This window comes from Cupriavidus sp. 96C5-1 (genome assembly GCF_057798855.1).
The window spans coordinates 111,893-137,166 of record NZ_JBYOJU010000018.1 but is presented as its reverse complement, the minus strand read 5'-3'; the positions used below and the strand labels follow the sequence as shown (position 1 = coordinate 137,166).

General features: G+C 69.5%; 19 protein-coding genes. 17 read left to right on the top strand and 2 right to left on the bottom strand.

Features of this window, described 5'->3' with window-relative positions:
• Positions 1-22 precede the first annotated feature (22 nt).
• Entirely contained in the window at positions 23-964 is a 942-nt protein-coding gene (locus AC3FOF_RS20485) for a helix-turn-helix domain-containing protein (protein ID WP_488727635.1), read from the bottom strand.
• An 85-nt stretch (positions 965-1,049) separates the two neighbouring features.
• On the opposite strand from AC3FOF_RS20485, the gene AC3FOF_RS20480 reads away from it, so the two are divergent.
• Entirely contained in the window at positions 1,050-2,489 is a 1,440-nt protein-coding gene (locus tag AC3FOF_RS20480) for a cytochrome P450 (RefSeq protein ID WP_488727626.1), read from the top strand.
• Positions 2,490-2,498: 9 nt separating this feature from the next.
• Here the strand turns inward: AC3FOF_RS20480 and AC3FOF_RS20475 are convergent, their stop codons facing one another.
• Positions 2,499-3,515 carry an LLM class flavin-dependent oxidoreductase gene (locus tag AC3FOF_RS20475; RefSeq protein ID WP_276267035.1) on the bottom strand — a complete coding sequence of 339 codons (1,017 nt, stop codon included), beginning with the start codon at positions 3,513-3,515 and terminating at the stop codon, positions 2,499-2,501.
• Positions 3,516-3,627: 112 nt separating this feature from the next.
• Here AC3FOF_RS20475 and AC3FOF_RS20470 point away from each other — a divergent pair, with 112 nt between their 5' ends.
• From AC3FOF_RS20470 to AC3FOF_RS20395, 16 genes are all read left to right on the top strand, one after another.
• Positions 3,628-4,275 (top strand): TetR/AcrR family transcriptional regulator, encoded by a 648-nt coding sequence (locus AC3FOF_RS20470; RefSeq protein ID WP_017228914.1) that lies wholly within the window; start codon positions 3,628-3,630, stop codon positions 4,273-4,275.
• Between the two features lie 179 nt (positions 4,276-4,454).
• The gene (locus tag AC3FOF_RS20465; RefSeq protein WP_276267034.1) at positions 4,455-5,054 is read left to right on the top strand and encodes an acyl-homoserine-lactone synthase; all 600 of its coding nucleotides are present in this window, start codon (positions 4,455-4,457) and stop codon (positions 5,052-5,054) included.
• Positions 5,055-5,177: 123 nt separating this feature from the next.
• Positions 5,178-7,265, top strand: a complete 2,088-nt coding sequence (locus AC3FOF_RS20460; RefSeq protein ID WP_488727625.1) for an AMP-binding protein — start codon at positions 5,178-5,180, stop codon at positions 7,263-7,265.
• The gene (locus tag AC3FOF_RS20455; RefSeq protein WP_488727624.1) at positions 7,252-7,575 is read left to right on the top strand and encodes a hypothetical protein; all 324 of its coding nucleotides are present in this window, start codon (positions 7,252-7,254) and stop codon (positions 7,573-7,575) included. Before AC3FOF_RS20460 ends, AC3FOF_RS20455 begins: the two co-directional genes overlap by 14 nt.
• Entirely contained in the window at positions 7,572-8,669 is a 1,098-nt protein-coding gene (locus AC3FOF_RS20450; RefSeq protein ID WP_488727623.1) for a Rieske 2Fe-2S domain-containing protein, read from the top strand. Before AC3FOF_RS20455 ends, AC3FOF_RS20450 begins: the two co-directional genes overlap by 4 nt.
• A gap of 41 nt (positions 8,670-8,710) precedes the next feature.
• On the top strand, positions 8,711-10,357 hold the full coding sequence (locus tag AC3FOF_RS20445; protein WP_488727622.1) for an aminotransferase class I/II-fold pyridoxal phosphate-dependent enzyme: 1,647 nt from the start codon (positions 8,711-8,713) through the stop codon (positions 10,355-10,357).
• A gap of 34 nt (positions 10,358-10,391) precedes the next feature.
• Positions 10,392-12,038, top strand: a complete 1,647-nt coding sequence (locus tag AC3FOF_RS20440) for an AMP-binding protein (protein ID WP_488727621.1) — start codon at positions 10,392-10,394, stop codon at positions 12,036-12,038.
• The gene (locus tag AC3FOF_RS20435) at positions 12,035-14,566 is read left to right on the top strand and encodes a polyketide synthase (RefSeq protein ID WP_488727620.1); all 2,532 of its coding nucleotides are present in this window, start codon (positions 12,035-12,037) and stop codon (positions 14,564-14,566) included. Before AC3FOF_RS20440 ends, AC3FOF_RS20435 begins: the two co-directional genes overlap by 4 nt.
• Positions 14,567-14,570: 4 nt before the next feature.
• Entirely contained in the window at positions 14,571-15,746 is a 1,176-nt protein-coding gene (locus AC3FOF_RS20430) for an acyl-CoA dehydrogenase family protein (protein ID WP_017225876.1), read from the top strand.
• Positions 15,743-18,556 carry an aminotransferase class III-fold pyridoxal phosphate-dependent enzyme gene (locus tag AC3FOF_RS20425; protein WP_488727619.1) on the top strand — a complete coding sequence of 938 codons (2,814 nt, stop codon included), beginning with the start codon at positions 15,743-15,745 and terminating at the stop codon, positions 18,554-18,556. Before AC3FOF_RS20430 ends, AC3FOF_RS20425 begins: the two co-directional genes overlap by 4 nt.
• The gene (locus AC3FOF_RS20420; protein WP_488727618.1) at positions 18,553-19,749 is read left to right on the top strand and encodes a hypothetical protein; all 1,197 of its coding nucleotides are present in this window, start codon (positions 18,553-18,555) and stop codon (positions 19,747-19,749) included. The genes AC3FOF_RS20425 and AC3FOF_RS20420 overlap by 4 nt, the downstream gene beginning before the upstream one ends.
• Before the next feature lie 4 nt (positions 19,750-19,753).
• The gene (locus AC3FOF_RS20415) at positions 19,754-20,578 is read left to right on the top strand and encodes an outer membrane lipoprotein-sorting protein (protein ID WP_488727617.1); all 825 of its coding nucleotides are present in this window, start codon (positions 19,754-19,756) and stop codon (positions 20,576-20,578) included.
• 12 nt (positions 20,579-20,590) lie between these two features.
• On the top strand, positions 20,591-22,030 hold the full coding sequence (locus AC3FOF_RS20410) for an ABC transporter permease (protein WP_488727616.1): 1,440 nt from the start codon (positions 20,591-20,593) through the stop codon (positions 22,028-22,030).
• Positions 22,027-23,295, top strand: coding sequence for an ABC transporter permease (locus AC3FOF_RS20405; RefSeq protein ID WP_488727615.1), 1,269 nt, complete (start codon positions 22,027-22,029; stop codon positions 23,293-23,295). The genes AC3FOF_RS20410 and AC3FOF_RS20405 overlap by 4 nt, the downstream gene beginning before the upstream one ends.
• Positions 23,288-24,013: an ABC transporter ATP-binding protein gene (locus tag AC3FOF_RS20400; protein WP_017229986.1), complete on the top strand. Its 726-nt coding sequence runs from the start codon at positions 23,288-23,290 to the stop codon at positions 24,011-24,013. The genes AC3FOF_RS20405 and AC3FOF_RS20400 overlap by 8 nt, the downstream gene beginning before the upstream one ends.
• Positions 24,000-25,253 (top strand): hypothetical protein, encoded by a 1,254-nt coding sequence (locus AC3FOF_RS20395; protein ID WP_488727614.1) that lies wholly within the window; start codon positions 24,000-24,002, stop codon positions 25,251-25,253. Before AC3FOF_RS20400 ends, AC3FOF_RS20395 begins: the two co-directional genes overlap by 14 nt.
• The last annotated feature ends 21 nt before the right edge of the window (positions 25,254-25,274 follow it).

The following is a 25,274-nucleotide window of genomic DNA, read 5'->3' as shown; positions in this document are numbered from 1 at the left end:
ACGCCAATCCGCCATACACGGATCACACCCATAGCCGATACGCCCAGAACGATTCATCTTCGGCAAAACGCTGGGCGAACTCGCTCGGCGAAAAACCGGTGATCCGTTTGGACACGCGGCTCAGATGGGCCTGATCGGCGAAGCCTTCGTCCTGGGCCAGCCCCGCCCAGTCGAAGGGCAGCCCAGCCTCGTACCGCTCCCGCGCGGAGAAGAACACGCCTTCGGTCTTGACCAGCGACTGCCACTGGCGCAGCGATCGCCCGCTGTGCGCCTTGATGCGGCGTTCGACCTGGCGCGGACTGTGCGTGCGCAGCCATTGGCTGGCTTGCCAGGCCAGGCGTTCGACCCAATGGCGGCCAAACCGGCGCAGCGAGGGCATGGACGACATGCGGCCCTGCAGCGCCTGCCAGGGTGCCGCGAGATGCTGTTCCAGCGCGGCCTGCGTGGCCGCATCGTCGGCGGCGTCGAGCAGCGCCTCCAGTAACGGCCACCGGTCGGCGCCGAGCACCTCGTGGGCAGAGGCAAAGCGGTCCTGCACGGCAGCCAGGTCGAGGCCGAGCAGTGCCCGCGCAGCATCCGCTGCGAAACACACCATGCCGCTGCGCCCGCAGGTCGGTGCCCAGCTCACGGTGGGCCGGGACTGGCTGCCCGAGACCACCACCGCCGCGCCGAACGGCCGCCACAGCGGGCCGCCGCCGGTGCGCTCCACCAGCCCGGCATCCAGGCCCTGGAACCACGAAAGACAGACCAGCGGCGTGGCCGGGAAATGCGACAGCCGCTGCGCGCTGCTCAAGCTCAAACCGCGCGTATCGCGGTGGACGACAGCCACGACCGCGCCTTGCAAGGCGGGCGGAGAGAGGTAGAGGCGCTCGCGCACGGTCTTCCCTTCGCCGGGTGCGCGGGGCGCGCGCATCAGCGGATCGGGGCAGTGCGGCGGTACAGGCGGTAATTCGGTGCAGATCATCGCGCGGGGAGAGGGAGAGCCGGGGCGCGTGGCGATGTCGTTTGCGTTCAAGACCAGCGCCGCAGGATGGCGAACAATGCGTCGAATGAATACCTCATCTCCTCCGGATTGTCCATTCCATGCGGGTGCCCCGTCCCACCCGCCAGCCCTCCATCCGCCCGGGGTCTGGCCGCCGGGGCCAACCACCGGCCTGACCGGATGGCGCTTGCTGCGCAGCATGTCGCGCGATCTGCTTGGCACGCTGGCCACATGGCAGCGGGCATTTGGCGATGTGGTGCACGTGCGCATCTGGCCGGAGCATCAGATCGTCGTCACCGACCCGCAGCTCGCGCGCGAGTTGCTGGTCACGCACCACGACGCGCTGATCCGCTGGGAGCGCGGCATGCGCGTCTTTGCGCAACTGCATGGACACAGCGTGCTCATTGCAGAGGGCGATGCCTGGCGAGGCAAGCGGCACGCCCTGCAGCCGGGCTTCTCGCCGAAGGCAGTGCAGGCCCTGGTACCAACCATTGCCTCCGCCGCCATGCAGGCGCTGTCTCATTGGCCGATGCACGCAGGAAACTGGCCAATCGAAAACGCGCTCACATCGCTGGCGATGGATGTGATCGTGCGCACGATGTTCTCGAGCGAGATCGGTGCCGACGCCCGCATCGCGGAAGCTGCCGCACGCACGGTCATGGTGGCGGCCAACGCCGAGTTCTACTGGCCCGCGAGCTGGCCCGATGCGGTGCCCTGGAAGCGCGCCAAGCGGCAAGCCCTGGCGGCGCTGAATGGCTTGGTGGACCGCCATCTGCAAGCCCGATTGAAGCTGCCGCATGACGCCTGGCCCGACGACCTGGCGAGCCGTCTGCTGCAACTGCACCGCGACGACGCGGCGGCGTGGCCGCTGCAAGCGGTGCACGACGAGTGCATGACGGCATTCCTCGCCGGGCATGAAACCGCCGCGGCGACACTGGCCTGGTGGGCATGGTGCATGGCCGCAAACCCAGCCGCGCAGACCGCGGCGAGAGAGGAAGTCCTGCAGGTGCTGCAAGACCGCGCGCCGACGGCGGAAACCCTGCCGTCGCTGCGCTACCTGACGCAGACGCTGCACGAGGCGCTGCGCCTCTACCCGGCCGCGCCGATGCTCAACAGCCGCCGCTCCACCCGGCCAATCACGCTGGGTTCATGGCAGCTACCCGCCCGCACCCAGTTCCTGGTGCCGGTGCAGCTGATGCATCACGACCCGCGATGGTTCCCCGCACCGCTGGCATTCCAGCCCGAGCGTTTCGGCCCCGGCGCACCGGCGTTTCCGCGCGGCGCTTACCTGCCATTTGGCGCCGGCCCCCGCGTTTGCCTGGGACAGCACCTGGCAATGACCGAGACGACCGCGATCGCGGCGATGATATTGCAGCGCTTTGCACTGTCGGTGCCCGACGGCATGGCTGCGCCGCAGCCCGTGTTCAATGTCACGCTGCGGCCGAAGCAGCCCCTGCGGCTGCGGCTCGCTCCGGCCCCGTCCGCCGCGCCATGGGCCGGGCGATGAGGCCGACGCTCAGAGCGCGGCCCTGGCCACCGGCTCCACCGCCCGCATCGCCAGCGCCGCGATCTCGAAGGAACGCAGGCGGGCTTCATGGTCATGGATCTGCGCGGTAAGCATCAGTTCGTCGGGCCGCAGGTCCTCGATAAAATTGCGCAGGCCGGTGCGCACGCCGTCCGGATCGCCCACCACCGAGCACGCCAGCGAGCGGCGGATATGCGTGGCCTCGGTCTCGGTCCACAGCAGCTCGATATTGTCCACCGGGGGCCGGATCGGGCCGGGATGACCGCGCACCAGCGCCAGGAACTGCTGCTGCAGCGAGCTGAACAGGCGCCGCGCCTGCGTGTCCGAATCCGCCGCGAAGACGTTGAGGCCCAGCATCACATGCGGCTTGGACAATTGCTCCGACGGCTGGAAGGTCTGGCGATACAGATCGACCGCCTGGCGCATGAAGCCCGGCGCGAAATGCGAGGCAAAGGCGAACGGCAACCCCATCGACGCTGCCAGCTGCGCGCTGAACAGGCTGGAACCAAGCAGCCACAGCGGCACCTTCAGGCCCGCGCCGGGCACCGCGCGCAAGCGCTGGCCGGGGCGCGGGGCGTCGAAATACGCCTGCAGCTCCGCCACATCCTGCGGGAAGGCATCGGCCGTGTCCTGCGTGGCGCTGCGGCGCAGCGCGCGGGCGGTGGACTGGTCGGTGCCGGGCGCGCGGCCCAGGCCAAGATCGATGCGGCCGGGAAACAGCGAGGCGAGCGTGCCGAACTGTTCGGCCACCACCAGCGGCGAGTGGTTCGGCAGCATGATGCCGCCCGAGCCCACGCGAATGGTGGACGTGCCGTTGGCGACATAGCCGATCAGCACCGCGGTGGCGGCGCTGGCGATGCCGGGCATATTGTGATGCTCGGCCAGCCAGAAGCGGCGATAGCCCAGGCGCTCGGCGTGCTGCGCCAGCGCCAGCGAATTGCGCATGGCCTGGCCGGCATCTCCACCTTCCACGATGGGCGACAGATCAAGCAGGGAATAGGGGATCATGGATTTCCTTGGGGGCGGCACGCACTCTCGATGGTGTCCACCGGACCACGGCAAATTATTGAACGATCACTATAGTAATCACCGCTGGCGTCACTGGCAACGGAAAAATATAATGACCACTATGAAAAAGAGTGTTTCCGGTGCGGGCCGCGGGCGGCCCAGGCAATTCGATCGCGACGAGGCGCTGGGCCAGGCCTTGTCGCTGTTCTGGCGCTATGGCTACGGGTCCACCTCCATCGCCGCGCTCACCGAGGCGATGGCGATCACCGCCCCGAGCCTGTACGCCGCCTTCGGCAGCAAGGAGCAGTTGTTCTACGAAGCGGTGGACCGCTACGCGGAAACCCATGGCGCCCTGCTCTACCGTCCGCTGCAAGGTGCCGGCAGCGCGCGGGAAGCCGTGCAGGCGCTGCTGGGCGGCGCGGCGGCGCTGTTCAGCGCCAAGGGCAACCCGGCGGGATGCTTCCTGATGACGGGCAGCAGTTGCCCGGCCGACTGCGCCTATATCGAGGACACGCTGCGCCAGCGCCGCAAGGAAAAGGAACTGGCCCTGCAGGCCTGCATCCAGCAAGGCATCGCCAGCGGCGAGCTGCCGGACGGCACCGATGCGGCGGGCCTCGCCCGGTTCTTCAACACGGTGATGCTGGGGATGTCGATGCAGGCGCGCGACGGGACGCCGCGCGCCGCGCTGGAGGCGCTCGCCGCCACCGCGATGCTGGCGTGGCCGGTAGCACAGCAGGCAAAGGCCGCCAGGAAACGCTGACCCGAGGCATCGCTGGAACCGGTGCCACAAAACACAAGCCGCCTCCATATAGGCTTTTCATTGCGACATCCTCGCCGGCGCGCGCGCCCCGCCCGCGCGGCCGATCCACCACTTCTGGTAGTTACGGGATTCCCCCGCCCATAGTTCAATCGAACCCTGTCCAGACGCAGGGAGAACATGTGGAAATCGTTTCGGGAAATGCGCACGAATTGACGCCGGCGATGATGCAACGCATCGCGCGCTACCGGCACAAGGTATTCGTGGAATCGCTCGGCTGGCAGCTGCGCTGCGACGATGACATGGAACTCGATCAGTTTGACCGGCCGGATACGGTCTACGTGGCTGCGCAGATGCACGGCGAAGTGGTCGGGACCGCCCGGCTGCTGCCTACCACGCGCCCCTATCTTCTCGGCGATGTCTTCCCCCAACTCCTGAATGGCGCGCTCCCGCCGGCTTCGGCCGAGGTCTGGGAACTGTCGCGCTTTGCCGCCACGCCCGCCGCTTCGGCAACGGGCGACGCGCTCGGGCACTTGTCCTCGCCGCTGGCCGTCAGGCTGCTCGGCGCCGCGCTGGCGTGCGCAAAGGCACGCGGCGCCAGACACCTGATCACCGTCTCCCCGCTGGGCGTGGAACGCCTGTTGCGCAACGCCGGCTTCCGCGCGCGACGGGCCGGCGTGCCGATCCTGGCACAGGGCCAGCATATCGTCGCCTGCCTGATCGACACCGCCTGCGGTCCGCGCACCGCAGCGCGAAACACCGAAGAACCGGCGCTGGCCTAGACAGTGTCCTGAACACCGGCCGGCATCCCGCCGGCGCCTCGCCTTCAAGTCCCCGCGCCGTCGCGCCCGGGTGTCTCCACGCTTGCGCGCCGTTCCCGAACCCCATCCACGACCTTCAACAGCATGCTGACCGGAACCGTGACAGACAGCGTCTTGCCGCAACGATTGACGGAGCGTACCTTCCTGGATGCGATCCGGCGTAACGCCTGCGAACAGCCCGACGGACTGGCTTACCATTTCCTGCGCGCCGAGGACGGCGCCGACGAACTGGTCTCGCACCGGCAGCTTGCCGAGCTGGTGGGCCGCTACGCGCATGCGCTGAGCGAACTGCGGCGTGCCGGCGCCTCGCGCCAGGACCGGGTCGTGATCGTACTGCCGCAAGGCAAGGACTTCGTGGCCGCGTTCTACGGCTGCATTGCCGCCGGCGCCGTGGCGGTGCCCACCTTCCCGCCCGGCACCGCGCTGCAGGCCGAGCGCATCCGGCACATCCTGATGGACCTGCGCGATGGCATCGTGCTGGCCGAACGGGACTGCCTCGACACCTCCCTGTCCCACCTGCGGCACGATCCCGCGCTGGCCGCCATCCGCTGGTGCCCGGTGGCCGAGCTGCAGACCGAGCGCCGCACCAGCCTGGCGCCGTTCGCGCCCGATGCCGGCGCGATCGCCATGCTGCAGTACACCTCCGGCTCCACCGGCAAGCCCAAGGGCGTCATGGTCAGCAACCGGAACCTGGTGGATAACTCCCAGCTGATCCAGGATTGCTTCCACCATCGCCGCGAGACCAGCCGCTCGGTGATCTGGCTGCCGCCCTACCATGACATGGGCCTGGTCGGCGGCGTGCTGCAGCCTACCCACGTAGGCTTTCCCGCCCTGCTGATGCCAACCAGCATGCTGGTGCGCAACCCCTACCGCTGGCTGGCGGCGATCAGCGAGTTCCGGGGCACCAGCAGCGGCGGGCCGAATTTCGCGTTCCAGCTGTGCGTGAACCATATCCGCGAACGCGATCTCGGCAAGCTCGATCTCGGCAGCTGGAACATCGCCTTTTGCGGCGCCGAGCCGATCAGCCACCGCACCATGACGGAGTTTGCCGCGCGCTTCGCCCCGGCGGGTTTCCGCCCGGAAGCGATCTATCCCTGCTACGGCATGGCGGAAACGACCCTGATGGTCACCGGCAAGCCGCACGCCGAGCACTTCCGCGCGATGAACGTGGATGCGCGCGCACTGGCCAGGGGCCTGCTGCGCGCGCAGGAGCACGGCGCGCCCGGCGCCCAGGCAGTAGTGAGCTGCGGCAGGACGCACCCCAGCCTGGACCTGCGCATCGTCGATCCCGAACTGGGCCGCGAACGCATGGATCGCGAGATCGGCGAGATCTGGATCAGCGGTCCCAGCGTTGCCCAGGGCTACCTGGGCGATCCCGAGGGCTCGGAGAAGACCTTCGGGCAAACCATCGCCGGCGGCACCCGCCGCTATCTGCGAACCGGCGACCTGGGCTTCGTCGACAAGGGCGAGGTGTATGTCACCGGGCGCATGAAAGAACTGCTGATCATCCGCGGCGCCAACTACTATCCGCAGGATATCGAGCAGGCCGCCGCGCTGGCGTGCCCGGAGTTCGTCAACTGCCGCTTCGCCGCCTTCCCCTTGTCGGTCGACGGCGCGGAGGTCATCGCCATCGCCGCGGAATGCCCGCGCACGCTGGCAAACTACGAAGAGGCCGCCCGCCGCATCAATGCGCGCGTGATCGAGAACTACGGCATCAAGGCGCAGGTCATCCTGTTCGTGCCGCGCAAGACCATCAAGGTCACCTCCTCGGGCAAGCTGCAGCGCATGGCGATCCGCCATGACTTCCTGGCCGGCGACCTGCCGGTCTATCACCGCTCCGACGACCTGCGCGAAGCGGTCCCGCCATCCGCGCCGGCCGGCGAGCTTGCCGCCTGGACCATCAAGGACATCCGCGCCTGGATCGTCGCCAGGATCGGCATGATCACCCGCGCCGACCCCGCCAGGATCCACCCGGACGACAGTTTCGCGGCACTCGCGCTCGACTCGGTTTCCTCGCTGGAGATCCTCTCCGAGCTGGACCAGGAGCACGGCATCGGCGTGGCGCCCGACTCGCTCTACAAACACAACACGCCAGAGCTGCTCGCTCGCGAAATCCACCGGCTCTGGCACCTCAAGCAATCCTCGGCGGGAGTTCGTCATGGCATCGCGTAACTGCACATCCGGCACATTCGGCACATCCGGTACCCCCGGCGCACCCGGCACCTCCGCAACGCTGATCGAGTTCATCAGCGACAGCTTTCTCGGCGACGGCACCCGGATCGCCGCCGACACCGCGCTGCTGGACCTGAACATCCTGGATTCGGCTGCGCTCTTCGACGTGGTCGATTTCATCCACCGGCAGTTCGCCATCGGCATTCCCGTCGGCGAAGTGCATCCGGACAACTTCGCCAGCGTCCATGCCCTGACGCAATTGATCGAACGCCTGCAGTCCGCTCCACAACCCGCCGAGGTATCCCGATGATTCCCAATCAGTGGTACGCCATCCTGCGCAGTGAAGATGTACGGAAAAAGCCGGTCGGCATCACCCGCTTCTCCAAGAAACTGGTGCTCTACCGCGACAACGCGGGCCGCGCGGTCTGCCTGGACGATCGCTGCCCGCACAAGGGCATCCCGCTCAGCAATGGCAAGCAGCATGGCGACCATATCGCCTGCCCGTATCACGGCTTCCAGTTCAACCAGGAAGGCAAGTGCGTGCACATGCCCGTACTGGGCCGCAACGGCACCATTCCCAAAGCCATGTGCGTGCGCTCCTACACGCTGCGGGAGGAGCACGGGCTGATCTGGTTCTGGACCGGCGCGGGGCAGGCGGACACGCTGCCGCCGGTGCCGATGTTCGAGAACTTCAGCCGGTACAAGGGCTTTACCTCGCGCTACGGCTGGAATGCGCCGGTGCATTACACCCGCTACGTGGAAAGCGTCTGCGAGGTGTATCACGTGCCCTTCGTGCACAAGGGCTCCGCGCTCAACATCTGGGACCCCAAGGGCGGCCGCGTCGACGACTTCAAATGCGAGGTCAATGGCACCCTGATCAGCAGCAACTTCATCCTGCGCGCCGACGACGAGCGCACCGCCGAGGAAACCCTGCACGCCATGCTGCCATGGAAGCGCGGCTGGCGCATCGGCGTCGATGTGCAGATGCCGAACATGGTGCAGATCCGCAACGACGTATTCGACGTCTACGTGATCGCCACGCCCATCGACGACGACAACTGCTGGGTCTGCGTGTGCTACCAGGAGCCCAAGCGGGACCTGCTGCTGCCGATGATCAAGCCGCTGCCGATTCCGGTCTGGCGCAGGGTGCGGCCATGGATGATGTGCCGCATGGAACGCTACATCCAGCAGGCCAAGGATATGGAGGCCATCCGCGGGCAGGAGCCGCGCATCTCCCACCTGAAGGCCAACAAGCTGATCGCCCTGGACAAGGTCAACGCCTACTACCTCAAGCTGCGCGACGCCCTGTCCCGGGCCGCGCTGGAAAACCGGCCGGCGCAAGCCGCCATCGCGGCGGCCGCGCAGCCGGATCCCGTCACGCATAGCGAGATGGCCGCCGACTGAGCGTGCCGGCCCCGTCCTATTACCTGTCCCTGGGAAGTTCCATGAACGAAGCCGCCATGAACGAAGCCGAATTGATAGACCATGCCCGAAAGTTCGCCGCCGTGCGCGACGTGGTGATGACGCACTCCCAGTACGCCGAAGCCGAACTCGATCCCGACGCGCTGCTGCAGGAGGAACTCGGCATCGACTCGATCATGCTGGCCGCCATCGTCGCCGACCTGCAAAAGGTCTTCCAGGGCGCGGAGCGCGTCAGCGCGGACCAGTTCGACACCCTGGGCGCCCTGATACAGGGCTTCGCCAGGTTCGCGCTCGAGCCTGCGGCCATCTTCCGGTCCGCGCCGGCCGAAGCCGCGCAGACGGAGTGCGCGGCGCAGGCCGGCGAACAGAGTGGACAGAGTGCACAGGGGGAACAGCGGGAACAGCGCGGACAGGAAGACGCGCGCCTCACCATGCGCGACTTCATCGGCGGCGGTGAGTCCGACCTGTTCGCCAAGGCGCGGCGCTTCTCCCGTTTCCTGCAGGAACGGGAGGCGCACGGGGAGTTCTGGTATGGCATGGCCTCGAATGGCCTGTGCACCAACCGCGCGCGCATCTTCGACAAGTACGAGGGCCGCGAACGCGAGTTCCTGCTGTTCGCCTCCAACAACTATCTCGGCCTGGCCAACGACCCGCGCGTCATCGAGGCCATGACCGCGGCCGTGCGCGAGTATGGCGCCACCAATACGGGCAGCCGCCTGATCGGCGGCACCACCCGCCTGCATCTCGCGCTCGAGCAGCGCCTGGCCAGGTTCAAGGGCCGCGAGGACTGCATCGTGTTCCCGTCGGGCTACTCGGCCAACCTCGGCACCATCTCCGCCCTGCTTGGCGCCAACGACCTGGTCATCACCGACGTCTACAACCACATGAGCATCCAGGACGGTTGCAAGTTGTCCGGCGCGGCGAAGAAGATCTACGCGCACAACGACATGGCCTCGCTGGAAGACGTGCTCCGCCGCGCCGACGGCAAGCCGGGCGGACGGCTGATCGTGGCCGACGGCGTCTTCAGCATGCACGGCGACGTGGTCGACCTGCCCGGACTGACGCGCCTGGCCCGCAAATACGGCGCCAAGGTACTGATCGACGATGCGCATTCCACCGGCGTGCTCGGCGCCACCGGCTCCGGCACCACCGAGCACTTCGGCATGAAGGGCGCCGCCGACCTGGAGGTGGGCACCATGAGCAAGGCGCTCGGCGGCCAGGGCGGCTTCGTGGCGGGCGACCAGGAGGTCATCGACTACCTGCGCTTCTACGCCAACGCCTATGTGTTCGCCGCCACCATTCCGGCGGCGGTGGCCGCCGGCCTGATCGCTTCGCTCGACATCCTCGAAGCCGAACCGCAGCGGCTGCAACGGCTGTGGGACAACATCCGCTACCTCAAATCCGCGCTGGAAGGCTGCGGATTCGATACCGAACAATCGGCCAGCGCCATCATCCCCATCGTCATCGGCGACGAAGGGCGCGCGATGGCCATGGGGCGCTCGGTACGCCGGCGCGGCCTGTTCTGCCAGACCGTGGTCTTTCCGGGCGTGGCGGTGGGCGATGCCCGGCTGCGCATCAGCGTGCTGGCATCCCATACCAGGGAAGACCTCGACGAGGCCCTGCGGATCCTGGTCGAGGCGGCGCACGAAAACCGTCTCCTGGCGCAATGAGCCGGCCCGCCCAATGCTCTTGAGAACACCGGCCATGAATACGCCCGACCCGCACGCGCTGGTTCACCTCGCCCTGCTGCGCCATGCGAGTGAACGGCCTGCGGCGCCCTTCCTGCTGGCCGGCGCCGGCGCGACCTATCACCAGGCGGCCTGCTGGGTGGGACGGCTTGCGCGCAGCGGCCTGCTGCCCCCGCCAGGCTCGGCCACGGCCCTCTGGATGGGCAAGGGCAATACCTATGCGCTCGGCATCCTGGCCGCGCTGTTCGCCGGCAACCGTTATTTGCCGCTGGATGGCGCACAGCCCGTGGAGCGGGCCAACACCATCGTCGGCGACGCCGGCGCCAGGGTGCTGATCGTGGACCGCGCGCATGCGGCCATGTGGCTGCGGCAGGCGCTGCCCAGCGTGCTCGAACGGCTCATCGTCATCGACGAGCAGGAACACCACGAATCGTTCCCGCTGCCCCCTTCCCCGCATGCCGCCGTGGTCAGCCTGAGCGCCGACCTGCGCGAGCTCGCCGGTATGGCACCCGCCGCGGCGGAGCCAGCCGGCGCCGGCTGCCATGAAGTCTGGCCAACGGTACTGCCGTGCGGGCCGGACGACGTGGCCGCCGTGCTCTATACCTCGGGTTCGACCGGCCAGCCCAAGGGCGTCCAGCTGAGCCACCGCAACCTGGACAATTTCGTGCGCTGGAGCGTGGATGAACTGGCGCTGCATCCCGGCGACCGGCTGCTGAACCTGGCAAGCTTCAATTTCGACCTGAGCACCTTCGACCTGTTCGCCAGCCTGCGTGCCGGCGCGGCGCTGTACATCGCCAGCGAAGCCGAGACCAGGCAGGTGGCGCTGGTGGCGAACATCCTCGAGCAACAGGCCATCACCGTGCTCTACACCGTGCCGTCGATGCTGGCCCTGCTCAACCGGGCCGATGCCTGGGCCCGCATGGCGCCCTGCTCGCTGCGCCGCGTGGTGTTCGCCGGCGAGGTCATGCCGAAGCCGCAGCTGCGCGCGATGGCAGGGCAGCTGGCGCCGGACTGCCGCTTCTACAACTTCTACGGGCCCACCGAGACCAATGTCTGCCTCTACCATCGCGTGAGCGAGGCCGACCTGGCCAGCGACGCGCCCTTGCCCGTCGGCACGCCGGTCGCCGCGACCGAGGTCTGGCTCCAGGACGAGGCGGGCCAGCCCATCATGCAAGCCGGGCAGCTGGGCGAGATCTGGGTACGCGGCGATTGCGTGACGCCGGGCTACTGGCAGCGCGAGGCGGACCCCAATACGCCCAATCACCGCCTCGGCATGCACGCGACCGGCGATTACGGCGAGCTGGTGGACGGCCTGCTGGTCTATCGCGGCCGCAAGGACCGCATGTTCAAGCTCAACGGCTACCGCATCGAGCTTGGCGAGATCGAGGCGGCCCTGGCGCGCCATCCGGCCATTCACGAGGTGGCCGTGCTGGCCCACCCCGGCCACGGCTCGGCTTCGCCGCGCGTGCATGCGTGGTATGTGACGCGCGCCGCCGGCCAGCCGCTCGCGGCGCTGGATCTCAAGCGCTTTTGCGCGGACTTCCTGCCGAGCTACATGATCCCGCACGGCATCACGCAGCATGCCGCCTTGCCCAGGACACCGAACGGCAAGATCGACTATCGCCAGCTGAGCCGGCAGCTGGAGCAGGGAGCGCGCGCATGAGCGGGCAGCATGGCACCCGCGCCGGCATGGCGATTACCGGCATGGCCTGCCGGTATCCGCGCGCGGACGGGCTCGATGCCTTGTGGCAACGCCTGTGCGATCCCGCCGCCGCTGCATCCGCGCACGCCGCGCAGGTGCGGCATCTCGGCCCGCCGCGCGCCGGCTATGCCGAATTCGGCATTCCGCCGATCTACCGGAACTCGATCAACCAGGTGCAGCTGGACCTGCTGGCGCTGGCGCGCGAAGCCCTCGGGCAAGCCGGCCTGGACGACGACGCGATCGACCGCGAGCGCACCGACGTGATCTTCTGCACCGCGCTCGGCATGAACCGGCAGTACGAGAACCATGCCCGCATCGCCGCCGTCGCGTGGGCCGAGGCTTGCTGGCCGCTGGACGGCACCGGCATCGCCGCCAGCCGCCAGGCCTGGAAGCGCAAGCTCGATACGGTCTTCCGCGCCACTTCCCACGACAAGGTCGGCGAGATGGCGAGCACCATGCCGGCCCGCGTGGCCGCGCACTTCCGGCTGCGCGGCCGGGCGCTGGCGCTCGAGTCGCAGGAGTTGGGCGGGATCGAAGCGCTGCTGGCGGCCATGGATGCCATCGAACTGGGCCAGGCGCATACCGTGCTGCTGCTGGGCGCGCAGTGCCTGGCGTCGCCGCTGGCCGAAGCAGTGCTGCGCGAGCGCCTGCCCGCCGGCCTGACGGCGGCACTGAGCGAAGGCGCCTGCGCGCTGGTGCTGCAGGACGGCCGCGCCGCCGCCGGGCGCGCCATCGCGCGGATAGCGCGCATCGAGCTGGAACCCCTGGCGGGCCCGCGCCGGCAACCCGCGGCGGCGGCGCACGATGCGGAGCGGCGCTTCTACGTGCTCGACGGCATCGGAGACAACGGTGGCAGCGGTGGCACCGATGAGGGCGGTAGCGGCGGCAGCATCCCGCCCCGTGCCAGCCTGCAGGCGCACAAGGCATGCGGCTACGGCTACGCCATACAGGCGCTCAGCGCGCTCATCCAGGCCGCCCTGCTCCAGCAGCGCGGCTGTCCGCCGGCCGCCGGCACGCCGGGCACGGTGCGAACCGCCGTGCTCGGCGCCGGCCTGGATGGCGCCCGCTATCGCATCTGCCTGGCCGAGGCAGGCTCGCCGGCGGGCGAAGGCTGCGCCGCCCCGGCCGCCGCGCCGGTCGCCGTGCTTGGCCTGGGCGCGTGCTTCGGCGACGGCCGCGACAGCAGCGACTACTGGGAGGCCCTGCGCGCGCCTGGACATCGCTTCCGCGCGCTGCCGCCCGAGCGCTTTGGCCGCGCGGCCTACCACGACCCGGACCCGCAGGCGCCGATCAGCTACTACGCCGCACAGGCATCCTTCAGCGAGCTTGCCCGGGGCGACGCCGCCTTGCCGCTGCGGGCACCCGCCTTCGAGCTGGCCCGGTCGGCCGCACGCGAAGCCTTTTCCATGCTGCCCGACGGCATCGCGGCGCAGGCTGGCCCACTGCTGGTGGTGACGGCCTCCAACCTGACGCTGGCGCCGGAAAAACAGCTGGCCGCGCGCTACCTGCTGCCACGGATAGCCGCCGCGCTGGAAGAACTGGCGCGGGAACTGGGGCTGCCGGATGACGCCGCGCGGCACGCGGTGGCGCAGCTGCGGACCCGGGCACTGCAGGAGCCGGCGCCATGCGTCGACGGGCAAACCTGGCACCAGCTCTGCGCCAGCGGCATCAGCCGGGAACTGGCGCGCGCGCTGGGCGCCGCGGCGCGCCACGTGGCCGTGGAAGCCGCCTGCGCCGGTTCGCTGGCCGCGCTGGAGCTGGCCGTCAACAGCCTGCGCAACGGCCGCTGCCGGCTGGCCGTGGTGGCTGGCGTGGAAGCCCCGGTCAACATTGCTGACCTCGTGCTGTGCGCCTCGCAGCGCATGCTTGCGCCCGGCGTGATCGCCAGCTTCACGCGGGAAGCCACCGGCTTCACACCGGGGGACGGCGCCGGGGTAGTGGTGCTGTGTGCCAAGGCCGATGCCGACCGGTGGGGCCTTCCCGCCATGGCGGCGATCCGCTCGATCGCCGCCAGCACGCAGAGCCGATCCATCGTCGCGCCCAATCCGCCCGGACAGATCGCGTCGATGCAGCGCGCCTTCGCGCAGGTCGAATTCGCGCCAGGCGCCGTGGACTTCGTCGAGACGCACGGCACCGGCACCGCCATCGGCGACGAAGTCGAGATCGCATCGCTGGCGGCGGTCTATGCCGACCAGGCCCGCACCCTGCGCCTGGGCGCCCTGAAGTCGCGCTTCGGCCACTGCTTCGCCGCGGCGGGCATGGCCAGCCTGATCAAGACCATCCTGGCGCTGCGCAAGCAGGAATTGCCCGCCAATCATTTCGCCGCGCCCATCAAGCCGGAACTGGCGCTGTCCGGGCACAACTTCGACCCGCTCGAGCAGGCCAGCCCATGGCCTGCCGGCGGGCCGCGCATCCGGCGCGCCGCCGTCAACGCCTTCGGTACCGGCGGCATCAACTACCACCTCCTTCTTGAAGAAAGCGGAGATTGAGCCCATGGACTTCTCCACCAGCCCGCGCCACCGGGATATCGCCCGGCGCATGGCCGCCCTCGGGCGCGACTTGCAGGACCCCGGCCTGGCCGAACGCGACCGCCAGGGGCGCTTTTCCCGGGAGTTGTGGTCCACGCTTGCCCGCCAGCGGGTACATGCGCTCACGGTAGCACCGGAGCACGGCGGCGAGGGCTTCGGCGCACTGGACCTGGTGTTCGCGCTGGAAGCCCTGGCGGAGCACTGCGAGGACACCGGCCTGCTGTTCGCGCTGGCCGCCCACCTGTGCGCCTGCCTGCATCCCCTCGCCCGCTTCGGCGACCCGGCGCTGCAGCAGCGCTGGCTGCCGGCCATCGTGCAGGAAGGCCAGATCGGCGCGCACGCCATCACCGAGGCCGGCGCCGGCTCCGACATCAATGCCATGCGCTGCACCGCCACACGAGACGGCGATGGCTACCGCCTGCATGGCGAGAAGCGCTACATCACCAACGCGCCGGTATGCGACTTCATCGTCGTGCATGCCCGTACCGGCGCAGGCAAGGGCTTCCTCGACTACAGCGCCTTTGTGCTCGACAGCCGCACCCCGGGCGTGCAGCTCAGCCACAAGCCGCACGAGAAGGTCGGCCTGCGCACCACGGCCATGGGCGATATCCGCTTCGACGGCGCCTGGGTCCACGCCTCGCAGCGCCTCGGCGCCGAAGGCAACGGCGGCCCGATCTTCCAGGCCAGCATGGCGTGGGAGCGCAGCTGCCTGTTCGCCATCTACCTGGGCGCGATGCGCCGCCAGCTGCGCCGCACCTGCCAGCACGCCGAGACGCGCGTGCAGTTCGGCCAGCCGCTGATCGCGCACCAGGCCATCGCCCATCGCATCGCCGACATGCACGTGCGCCTGGAAAGCGCGCGGCTTGCCTGCCTCAAGGCCGCCTGGGAGCTGGACCACGCGCAGTCCGGCCAGGACACCCCGGCCATGGCCAAGCTGCTGGTCTCCGAGGCCAGCATCCGCAACGGCCTGGACGCCTTGCATATCCACGGCGCCAGCGGCGTGCTCGAGGGCGACGTCGAGCGGCAGTTGCGCAACGCCCTTCCCTCCACGCTGTTTTCGGGAGGCAATGAAGTCCTCAAGGATCAGCTGCTGCGGCAACTTCGCCGCGAACTCAGGCACGGAACAGGCCAGGCACGATGACGATACAGACCAGCGTAGGACAAGCCATCCTCGGCAAGGAAGACCTGCTCGCCGCCGCGGGCGTCTTCGTCGAGTACACCCGCGCCATGGGGGACCATCTCTTCATGGCCGGCGAGGACGGCCAGGAGGTGCCGGTGCTCGACCTCGTCGGCGGCTTCGGCGCCTCCCTGCTTGGGCACTATCATCCGGAAGTCACCCAGGTGATGCAGCATTGCCTGGACCGGCGGCGGCCCTTCCTCGCCCAGGGCTCGTGCCGCCAGCGCGCGGCGGACCTGAAGGACAGCCTGGCCGATTACCTGTTGCGGCACACCGGCACCGCCTTCAGCATCGCCCTGCTCAGCACCGGTACCGAGGCGGTCGAGGCGGCGCTGAAGCATGCCCGCTATGCCTACACCAAGCGCATCGAGCACCTGGCCAACGCCTGCGCCGCCAATGTGCGCGAGCTGCTTACCCGCCTGGAACGCGGCGAGGCGCGGATCGAGCCAGCGCTGCTGCAAGCCTGCGAGCGCCTGCTCGGCCAGGAGCCGCTGGCGTCGCTGGACGACCTGCTGACCGCGCTGGGCGCGGCCAACCAGCAGGCCTTCAACCAGCAGGCGGTGATTGCGGCCTTCCCGCGCGCCTTCCACGGCAAGACCATGGGCTCGCTCGCCCATACGTGGAACCGCGACGCCCGGCTGCCATTCATCCGCAACCACAGCGGCGCGCTCTTTATCGAGCAGCCGCAGGACTTCCTGGACGACGTGGCGCGGCGCAGCCTTGCCTACTTCGCCTTCGAGTTCAATCCGCTGCGGCTGGTCCGGCGCACCGCGCCCACGCTGGCGGCGGTGATCTACGAGCCGATCCGCGGCGAAGGCGGCGTGCTCGAGCTCGGCCCGGCCGAGAAGACCCTGCTGCGCGAGTTGCGCGCGCAATACCCGGAAGTCGCGCTGATCGCCGACGAGATCCAGTGCGGGCTCGGCCGCACCGGCCACCCCGTCGAGAGCCATGCCTGCGAGCTGCCGGCGGACTACCTCACCTTCGCCAAGTCACTGGGCGGCGGCCTGACGAAGATCTCCGCCCTGGCCGTGCGCAAGGATCTCTATCACCCCGAATTCGGCATGCTGCACAGCTCCACCTTCGCCGAGGACGACCTGTCCTCCTCGGTCGCCAGGCGCAGCCTGGAGATCATCGAGCGCGACGACCTCGCCGGGCGCAGCGCCAGGCTCGGCCAGGCACTGCTGCACGAGCTGCGCGGCCTGCAGAAGCGCTGGCCCGGGGTCATACGCGATGTGCGCGGGCGCGGCTGCATGCTGGGCGTGGAGCTGGAGGACTTCTCGGAGCACCCGTCCGCGGTGCTGGCCAGCCTGTCGCAGCAGCAAATGCTCGGCATGCTGTGCGCGGGCTACCTGCTGCACGGCCACCGCGTGCGCGTGCTGCCCTCGCTCGGGCGCCGCCGCGTGCTGCGCATACAGCCTTCGGCCTATCTCGGCGCCGAGGATATCCGCCTGGCCTGCCATGCGCTGGAAGCGCTGTGCGCCTTGCTGGATGCGGGCGACGCCGCCGCCTTGCTGCAACACTTGTCCGGCCCGGCCGGGCCCGCGGCGGCAGAGCCGCCGCGCACCGCCGCCGCGCCGGCCGTCCAGGCCAGCCTGCAGGCACCTTGCGAGCGCGTCGGCTTTATTGCCCACCTGATCGATATCGAGAGCCTGCGCGAGTGGGACCCGGCCCTGGCCGCGCTCTCCGACCACCAGCTGGGCGAGCTGCGCGTGCACATGCAGCACGCGCTGGAGCCGCAGCTGGTGGCGCGCCGCCGCGTGCGTTCCCCGCTGGGCCGGGAGGTGGAGCTGGCCTTGTACGGCATCCTGATGGACGCCGAGGCCATCGAGGTGGACATGCGCTTCAACAAGTCCGGGCAGATCCGCGGCCAGGTCCACCATGCCTACCGCCAGGCCAGGGAGGACGGCTGCTGCCTGGTCGGCTTCGGCGGCTATACCTCGATCGTCACCGCCAACTGCACCGACTTCGACCACGACCATCCCGCCGTCACCACCGGCAATGCACTGACCGTGGCCACCAGCATGGCCGCCGTGCGCGAGGCGGCGCGCGAGCAGCACATCCGCATGGCCGACGCCTGCGTGGCCGTGGCAGGCGCCGCCGGCAACATCGGCCAGGTGCACGCCACCCTGCTGGCACAGGAGTGCGCCAGCCTGCTGCTGCTGGGGCGGGCCGGATCGCAGGCGCGCCTGCAGGCCGTGGTGGCGACGCTCGCCGCCGAACTGATCGAAACGCTGCATAGCCGGCAGGCCGTCGGCGCGGCCGATGCGCCCGAGGGCCGGCTGATGGAACGGGTACGCCGGCGCTTCGGCGCGGGCGCCCTGCCGGACGCGGACGAACTGGCCGCGTATCTGTTGGGCGAGTCGCTGGTACGCCTGACCGATACGCCGGCGCACTGCCGCCAGGCGGATATCGTGATCAGCGCGTCCAATAGCGCGCGCACCTTCCTCGACGCCACCTGCTTCGCCCCCGACCGCGCCGTGCTGGTGTGCGACGTGGCGGTGCCGGGCGATGTGGATGCCGCCTCGCTGACGGCGCACGCCAATGTGCGCCTGATCCGCGGCGGCATCGTCAACCTGCCGCTGGCGCCGGACTTCGACCTGCCCGGCATGCGTCTCGCGCGCGGCAAGGTCTACGCCTGCGCCGGGGAAACCCTGCTGCTCGGCCTGGCCGGCATCCGGCGCGATTTCAGCAAAGCCGCCATCAGCACCGCGCAGGTCAGGGAGATCGGCGCGCTGGCCCGCCTGCATGGCTTCGAACTGGTGCAGAAGACGTGAGCCGGGAGCGCGGCGCGGCATGCCCGCCTGACGGGCTGGAGGCGATACGGCAACTGCTTGCGCTGGCGGCGCTGGCGCCGTCTTCGCACAACTGCCAGCCCTGGCATGTGAGCCTGCTGGACGCGCACGGCCATCCGCATGCGGATCCCGCCGCGGCGCCGCATGCGCTGGTGATCGGCATCGACCGGCGCCGGGCGCTGAACGCCTTGCCCGCCATGCGGGGCGAGATGCATCTGAGCGCCGGCGGCTTCGCAGCCATCCTGCTCAACCTGCTGCGCCTGTCAGGCTGGCAGGCTGGCGCCAGCCTGCTGCCCGGCGGGCAGCAGGACATGCTGGACGGCGCCCTGGAGCCGCTGGCGCGAATCGAGCTGGGCGCCTTCGATGCGCGCCGGCGCTCGCCCGGCCTGGCGGCATTGACCGCGGCCCTGCACCGGCGCCGCACCGAGCGCGGCCTCTACCACGCCCCCGGCGACGGCGGTTTCGACCTGCCCGACGCGACCCGGCACGACGTGCTGCCGCACAGCCTGGCGGGGGTGCCGGCAAGCCAGCAATGGCACTGGCACGCCGTGCAGCCCGGCCTGCGCTACAGCCAGCTCGGCGCCTTCTATCGGCAGCACGCCATGCGCGATTTCGTCCATGGCGCGGCCTGGCGCGAGACCTACCGGCACCTGGTGTTCGGCGGCGCCGGGCAGCCGCGCGACGGCACCGGCATTCACATCCAGAGCCTGTTCGGCCCCATGCCCGCGTGGCGCCGCTGCCTGCACCGCGTACTGCTGCATCCGCGGCTGCTCGGCGCGCTGGGACCGTTCGGCGCATCGGCAAGCGTCGGCGCGCAGATCGAGCGCCTGATCCACAGCAGCCCGGCCGTGGTCTACCTGAGCACCGCCGCCTCGCACGCACAGGCGCCCTGCCGCCACGTGCTGGCGGGCGAGGCCATCGCCCGGCTCTGGCTGGCGGCCAGCGCGTCCGGGCTGAGCCTGCACCCGCTCAGCGTCGCCCTGCAGCATCCGGACCTGCGCGCGCGGCTGGGCCATCTGCTGGGCTGCGACGAGGAACTGCTGTTCATTGCCCGCGCCGGCGTTCCCCTGCACCCGGGCAACCCGGCATTGCGCTATCGCCGCGACCCTTCCGCCTTCTGCTCGCCGCCGCTCGCCGCCGGCTGCGCGGCGGCGCATCACCGTACACAGGAGTAAGCCCATGCATATGCCCACCCATCTTTTCCGAGTCCTCAAAGTGCTGGGCGCCTGCGCGGCCTGCGCCGTGCTGGCGTCCGGCCCGGCCCGGGCCGCCACGACGGTCGATAACGGCACGCTTGCCGAATGGATCTACGGCGCCGAGCACATCCTGCGCGGCAAGACCTCGGCCGCGGTCATGGGCATGAAGATCAAGAAGACCAGCTTCGAGCGCGAGTACGACCTGCTGGTGATGACCGACGACCGCGCGCCCGCGGCCAAGGTGCTGCTGCGCATGCTGGGCCCGGCGCTGTGGCGGGACAACGCCACCCTCAAGGTCGGCGAGAAGATCAGCTTCTACGATCCGCGCACCAACCGCATCACCGTGATGGGCAACTCCATGCTGGGCGATAACTGGATGGGCAGCCACTTCACCAACGACGACCTGATGCGCGAGACCGACCTCGCCAGGCACTACAGCTATGTGCTGGTCGGCAGCGCGCCGGGCAAGGATGCCGGCGGCCAGGCGGTGGAGGACTACACCATCGCGCTGACGCCGCTGCCCACCGCGCCGGTGTCGTGGGGCAAGGTGATCTACCGCCTCTACGTCGGCGCCGACAGGCAGGCTTACCCGGTACGCGTGGAGTACTTCCGCCGCGCGAACGACGACAAGCCCGTGCGGGCGCTGGTCTACGAGGACGTGCGCGTGATGGACGGCAAGGCCGTGCCGACCCGGCTGACCATGAACGTGCTGGACCAGCCCGGCGAGTACACCCGCATCGAATACAAACGCATCCGCTTCGGCCTGGACCTCAAGTCCGACGAATTCACCGAACGCGCCTTCCGCTGAGCCCCGACTACCATGAGCACCACATTCAAGATGGCGTGGCGGAACCTGCGCCGCAACCGCAAACGCAGCCTGGTCGCCGGCTCGGGCATCGCCCTGGCGATGTCGCTTTGCATGGCCACCCTGGGCATCATGGACGGCCTCAGCCTGGACCTGATCAAGGGCACCGTCGACGGCGAGGTCGGGCATATCCAGGTGCACCACCCGGACTATCTCGCCACGCGGCAGGTACTGAAGACCGTACCGGCGGGCGCGGCCGACATGGCGCTCCTGCGGCAAGCGGAGCAGGTCAGCCAGGCGAGCCGGCGCCTTTATGCCTGGGGCTACCTGAGCCGGGGACAACGCTCCAGCGGCGTACAGCTGATGGGCATCGACCCCGGCCCCGAGAGCCAGGTCACCACGATCCACCGCACCCTGGCGCAGGGGCAGTTCGTCGCCAGCCAGCCAACCCCGTGGAAGGCGGCCCGCCCGCTCACCGCGGACCAGTCGGCGCTCGACAAGCGGCTCACCGCGGCGGCCGTCGTCGACGCCTTCGCCAGGCTGGAAGACGCGCCGCGCGCGCCGGACGCCGTCGCCGCGGCCATGCGCGCCGAGCAGACCGCCGAGATCGCCGAGCGGCTCGCGCCCGGGCCCGGGCTGCCGCCCGGCGTGGTGCTGGGCAGCAAGCTGGCGAGCAACCTGGGCGCGCACGTGGGCGACCGCGTCAGCCTGCTCTACGAGAACACCCTGGGCGCGCAGAGCACCATCGACATGCAGGTGGTCGGCATCTCGCGGGCGGGACTCGACACCACCGACCGCAGCCGCATGCTGATCCACGTGGAAGACCTGCAGAAGATGCTGCTGCTGGACGGGCAGGCGCACGAGCTCGCCATCCGCATCCGCGATCCGCGCGAAGCCGCCGCTGTGGCCAGCGAACTGTCGGCGGCGCTGAACGCCACGCCGGCCGGGCGCCAGGTGCCGCGCATCGTGCAGGCCTGGTCGCAGCTGCGGCCCGACATCATGGCGCTGATCGCCTCCAACCGGGCGCTGATGGGCACGCTGGTGTTCATCGTGTTCCTGATCGCCGGCATCGGCGTGCTCAACACCATGCTGGTCAGCGTGCTGGAGCGCCAGCAGGAGATCAGCCTGCTCAAGGCGCTCGGGCAGGCGCCGCGCCGCATCATGGGCCTGATCATGCTGGAAACGTTCTGGCTGACCGCGCTGGCCTGCCTGCTGGGCCTTGGCCTGGGCTACCTCGGCCAGCTCTATCTGCACTTCCACGGCCTGGACGTCTCCGCCTTCGGCGGCTTCTCGATGTCTGGCGTCAGCGTGGCGCCGGTGCTGCGCGCCAGCCTGGCGCCCATCAACGCCCTGATCCCGCTGCTGTGCCTGTTCTTCATCAACCTGCTGGCCGCGCTGGTGCCGGCGGCAGTGGCAACGCGCATTCCCGCCGCACAAGGATTGACGATCAAATGACCCTGGAACACAGACTCGCGATGCGCAACCTGCTGCGCAACCGGCGGCGCAGCGCGCTGACGGCCCTGATCATCGTCGCCACGGTGGCCTTGATGACGGTGTTCCAGGGACTGTCCGACGGCGGCCACAGGGCCATGATCGACGTCGGGGTCCGGATGGGCCTCGGCCACCTGATCGTTTCCCAGCGCGGTTATGCCGACAACCCGGGCCTGGACCGGCTGATCGGCAAGGGCGAGGCCCTCTCCGGCCAGTTGCAGGCGGCCTTGCCGATGGCGAGCCACGTGGTGCCGCGGCTGCGGCTGAATGCCATGGCACAGGCCGGCGGCAATACCGTGGCGGTGACAGCGTCGGGCGTGGTGCCGCGGCTCGAATCGCAGGTGTCCGGTATCGCCGACCGGAAAGCCATCCTGACGGGCGAGCCGCTGGCGCAGGACGACGCCGGCGCGCAAGGCGGCAAGCTGCCGCCGATCGTGATCGGCTCGCGCCTGGCGCGCTCGCTCGCCGTGGGGCTGGGCGACCGCCTGACCCTGACGGTAAAGCCCGCCACCGGCTCCGACTTCGCGCGGGCGGCCTTCCGTGTCGCCGGCATCTTCCATACCGGCATGGTCGAGTTGGATGCCTTCTGGGTCGAGCTGCCCCTGGCCGAAGCGCAGCGGCTGGCGCGCACCGGCGGCGAAGTCAGCGAGATCGCACTCTACCTGCACGACGAGTCCGCGCTGGACGCGGCCGCCGCCGCCCTGCGCCAGGTGCTGCGGGACCAGCCGCTGCAAGTGCGGCGCTGGAGCGAGGCGGCGCCGGAGCTGTACTCGGCGGTGATGCTGGATGCGGCCGGCATGTACCTGCTGATGGTGATCGTCTTCATCGTGGTGGCGGCGGGCATCCTCAACACCATCGTGATGTCGGTGATGAAGCGCGCGCGCGAATTCAGCGTGATGCTCGCGCTCGGCGCCCAGCCCGCGCTGGTGACCCGCGTGGTGCTGCGCGAGGCGCTGTACCTGGCGGCGTTCAGCGTGGCGCTGGGCCTGGCCATCGGCTACTCCGCCCACCTGCATTTCGCCACCGAGGGCCTGAACTTCCGGGAGATCTTCGGCACCAGCCTGGAAGCAGGCGGGGTGCTGCTGCCGGACCGCTTCTACTCGTCCCTGCAGCCGGACAAGCTGCTGTTCGGCGCGGGTTTCGTGTTCCTGCTGACCGTGGTCGTCACGGTTTACCCGGCCATCAAGGCCGGCCGTCTTTCCCCACTACAAGCGAGTCAACATGGCTGAGCAAGACGCCTTCGCGCCCATCGTCCAGCTTCGCGGCATCAGCAAGGTGTTCCGGCAGAAGCACCAGTCCGTCAACGCCCTCAACGGCATCGACCTGACCATCCGCCGCGGCGACTTTGCCGTGATCGCGGGCCCTTCGGGCTCGGGCAAGACCACGCTGCTGAACATCGTCGGCCTGCTTGACACCGCTACCTCGGGCCAGCTTTCCTTCTGCAACCGCGCGCTGGCGCAAGCCTCGCTCGCGGAGCTGGCACGCATCCGCCGCGACGAGATCGGCTTCGTGTTCCAGGCCTACAACCTGATGCCGGTGCTGAGCGCCGCCGAGAATACCGAGATGGTCATGGAGTTCCAGGGCAGGCCGGCGGCCGAGCGCCGCAAGGTCTCGCAGGAAGTCCTCTCGCAGCTGGGCCTGAAGGCGCTGATGCACCGCTTTCCCGACCAGCTCAGCGGCGGCCAGCAGCAGCGCGTCGCCGTGGCGCGCGCCATCGCCAGCCGGCCCAAGCTGGTGATCGCCGATGAGCCCACCGCGAACCTGGATTCCAAATCGGCCCGCAACCTGATGGACCTGATGGTGCGGCTCAACGAAGAGGAAGGCATCACCTTTGTCTTCAGCTCCCACGATCCGCAGGTCATCGGCCGCGGCAAGCGCGTCATTTCCCTGCACGACGGCATGATCGTTGCCGACAACGCGGCCGAGCAGGTCCATGCCTTTGCCTAGGCTGTGCTGCCGGTCCTTCCGCCGCTTATCCGGCCAGGGTTGCGTGGTGCTGCTGCTGGCGCTGCTGACCAACCCGCGGGCCGTCTCGCAGGAGGTCGACGTGCTCGACCAGTTGGAGAACCCCGAGCGGGCCGCGCAAGCGGCGGCCCTGGGCGGCGTCTTCCAGTTTCGCGGCATCGCCAGCAAGCCGGAGGGACAGGAGCGTACCGCCTACGCCAGCACGTCGACGCTGCGCCTCACTTACGAGGCGACCTACGGTGCCATCCGCTGGGTGGCCCACCTCAATATGGAAGACTGGCACGCTTCGCAGGCGGGCGCGCTGCGCTCCCTGCTGGACGGCCAGGCCCATGCCGACCGGCTGCGCAGCCTGGCGTTGCGCGAGCGCGGCGACCGTTCGCAACAGACCGCCGGCATGGACTGGATGTACGCGCAGGGCAGCTTCGCCAGCGGGCGCTACACCGTGGGACGGCAACCCATCAGCCTGTCGCTGACGCGCTTGTGGGCGCCGGCCGATACCTATGCGCCGTTCCTGCCCGGCGACGTAGAGCGTCTCTACAAGCCGGGGGTGGATGCGGCGCGGCTCGACTACTACCTGAGCGAGCGGCTCAACAGCGTGAGCATCGTCAGCCTGGACCAGGACGCGAAGGCCGGCACCCAGGCCAAATGGCTGCAGCGGCTGGAATTCAACGGCGAGGCCACCAAGTCCTTCGCCTACGTCGGCCAGCGCCGCAACTGCGACCTGCTCGCGGCGGGGCACCTGGTCACCGGCCTGGCGGGGGCCGACTGGTATGGCGAGGCGCTCTGGTACCGGCGCAACGGCGATGCGGCCAGGGGCTGCGCCAATGGCGGCGGCACCGGCAGCAACTGGGGCCACCGCGCGGTGCTGGGCAGCAGCGTGAAACTGGCGGCCAATACCGTGGGGACCGTCGAGTACCTGCACCAGACGCCCATCAGCCGCTTTGCCGACCTGCCCTGGATCGGCACGGGCAGGCAGTACCTGGGCACCTCCGTCTCCTACCAGGCGCACCCGCTGGTGCATCTCGATGCGCTGTGGTTTGCCAACCTCAGCGACCACGGCCAGCAACTGACGCTGGCGGCCAGGTACACGCCGCAGCGCAATGTGGTGCTGCGCGCCAGCCTGGCCGGTCCGCTCACCGGCACCGGCCGGCGCCATGGCGTGGCCAGCGAGTACTGGCGGATGGGACGGGTGTTCCAGCTCGGCCTGGACTGGTACTTCTGACACGCAAAGCGCCGGCATTTC

What these genes read in the sequence shown, in the direction of transcription:
- AC3FOF_RS20450 (WP_488727623.1), top strand. Translation starts at nt 7,572, where the DNA reads ATGATTCCCAATCAGTGGTACGCCATCCTGCGCAGTGAAGATGTACGG.
- AC3FOF_RS20415 (WP_488727617.1), top strand. Translation starts at nt 19,754, where the DNA reads ATGCATATGCCCACCCATCTTTTCCGAGTCCTCAAAGTGCTGGGCGCC.
- AC3FOF_RS20480 (WP_488727626.1), top strand. Translation starts at nt 1,050, where the DNA reads ATGAATACCTCATCTCCTCCGGATTGTCCATTCCATGCGGGTGCCCCG.
- AC3FOF_RS20425 (WP_488727619.1), top strand. Translation starts at nt 15,743, where the DNA reads ATGACGATACAGACCAGCGTAGGACAAGCCATCCTCGGCAAGGAAGAC.
- AC3FOF_RS20400 (WP_017229986.1), top strand. Translation starts at nt 23,288, where the DNA reads ATGGCTGAGCAAGACGCCTTCGCGCCCATCGTCCAGCTTCGCGGCATC.
- AC3FOF_RS20440 (WP_488727621.1), top strand. Translation starts at nt 10,392, where the DNA reads ATGAATACGCCCGACCCGCACGCGCTGGTTCACCTCGCCCTGCTGCGC.
- AC3FOF_RS20405 (WP_488727615.1), top strand. Translation starts at nt 22,027, where the DNA reads ATGACCCTGGAACACAGACTCGCGATGCGCAACCTGCTGCGCAACCGG.
- AC3FOF_RS20475 (WP_276267035.1), bottom strand. Translation starts at nt 3,515, where the DNA reads ATGATCCCCTATTCCCTGCTTGATCTGTCGCCCATCGTGGAAGGTGGA.
- AC3FOF_RS20430 (WP_017225876.1), top strand. Translation starts at nt 14,571, where the DNA reads ATGGACTTCTCCACCAGCCCGCGCCACCGGGATATCGCCCGGCGCATG.
- AC3FOF_RS20470 (WP_017228914.1), top strand. Translation starts at nt 3,628, where the DNA reads ATGACCACTATGAAAAAGAGTGTTTCCGGTGCGGGCCGCGGGCGGCCC.
- AC3FOF_RS20435 (WP_488727620.1), top strand. Translation starts at nt 12,035, where the DNA reads ATGAGCGGGCAGCATGGCACCCGCGCCGGCATGGCGATTACCGGCATG.
- AC3FOF_RS20445 (WP_488727622.1), top strand. Translation starts at nt 8,711, where the DNA reads ATGAACGAAGCCGCCATGAACGAAGCCGAATTGATAGACCATGCCCGA.
- AC3FOF_RS20460 (WP_488727625.1), top strand. Translation starts at nt 5,178, where the DNA reads ATGCTGACCGGAACCGTGACAGACAGCGTCTTGCCGCAACGATTGACG.
- AC3FOF_RS20395 (WP_488727614.1), top strand. Translation starts at nt 24,000, where the DNA reads ATGCCTTTGCCTAGGCTGTGCTGCCGGTCCTTCCGCCGCTTATCCGGC.
- AC3FOF_RS20485 (WP_488727635.1), bottom strand. Translation starts at nt 964, where the DNA reads ATGATCTGCACCGAATTACCGCCTGTACCGCCGCACTGCCCCGATCCG.
- AC3FOF_RS20410 (WP_488727616.1), top strand. Translation starts at nt 20,591, where the DNA reads ATGAGCACCACATTCAAGATGGCGTGGCGGAACCTGCGCCGCAACCGC.
- AC3FOF_RS20455 (WP_488727624.1), top strand. Translation starts at nt 7,252, where the DNA reads ATGGCATCGCGTAACTGCACATCCGGCACATTCGGCACATCCGGTACC.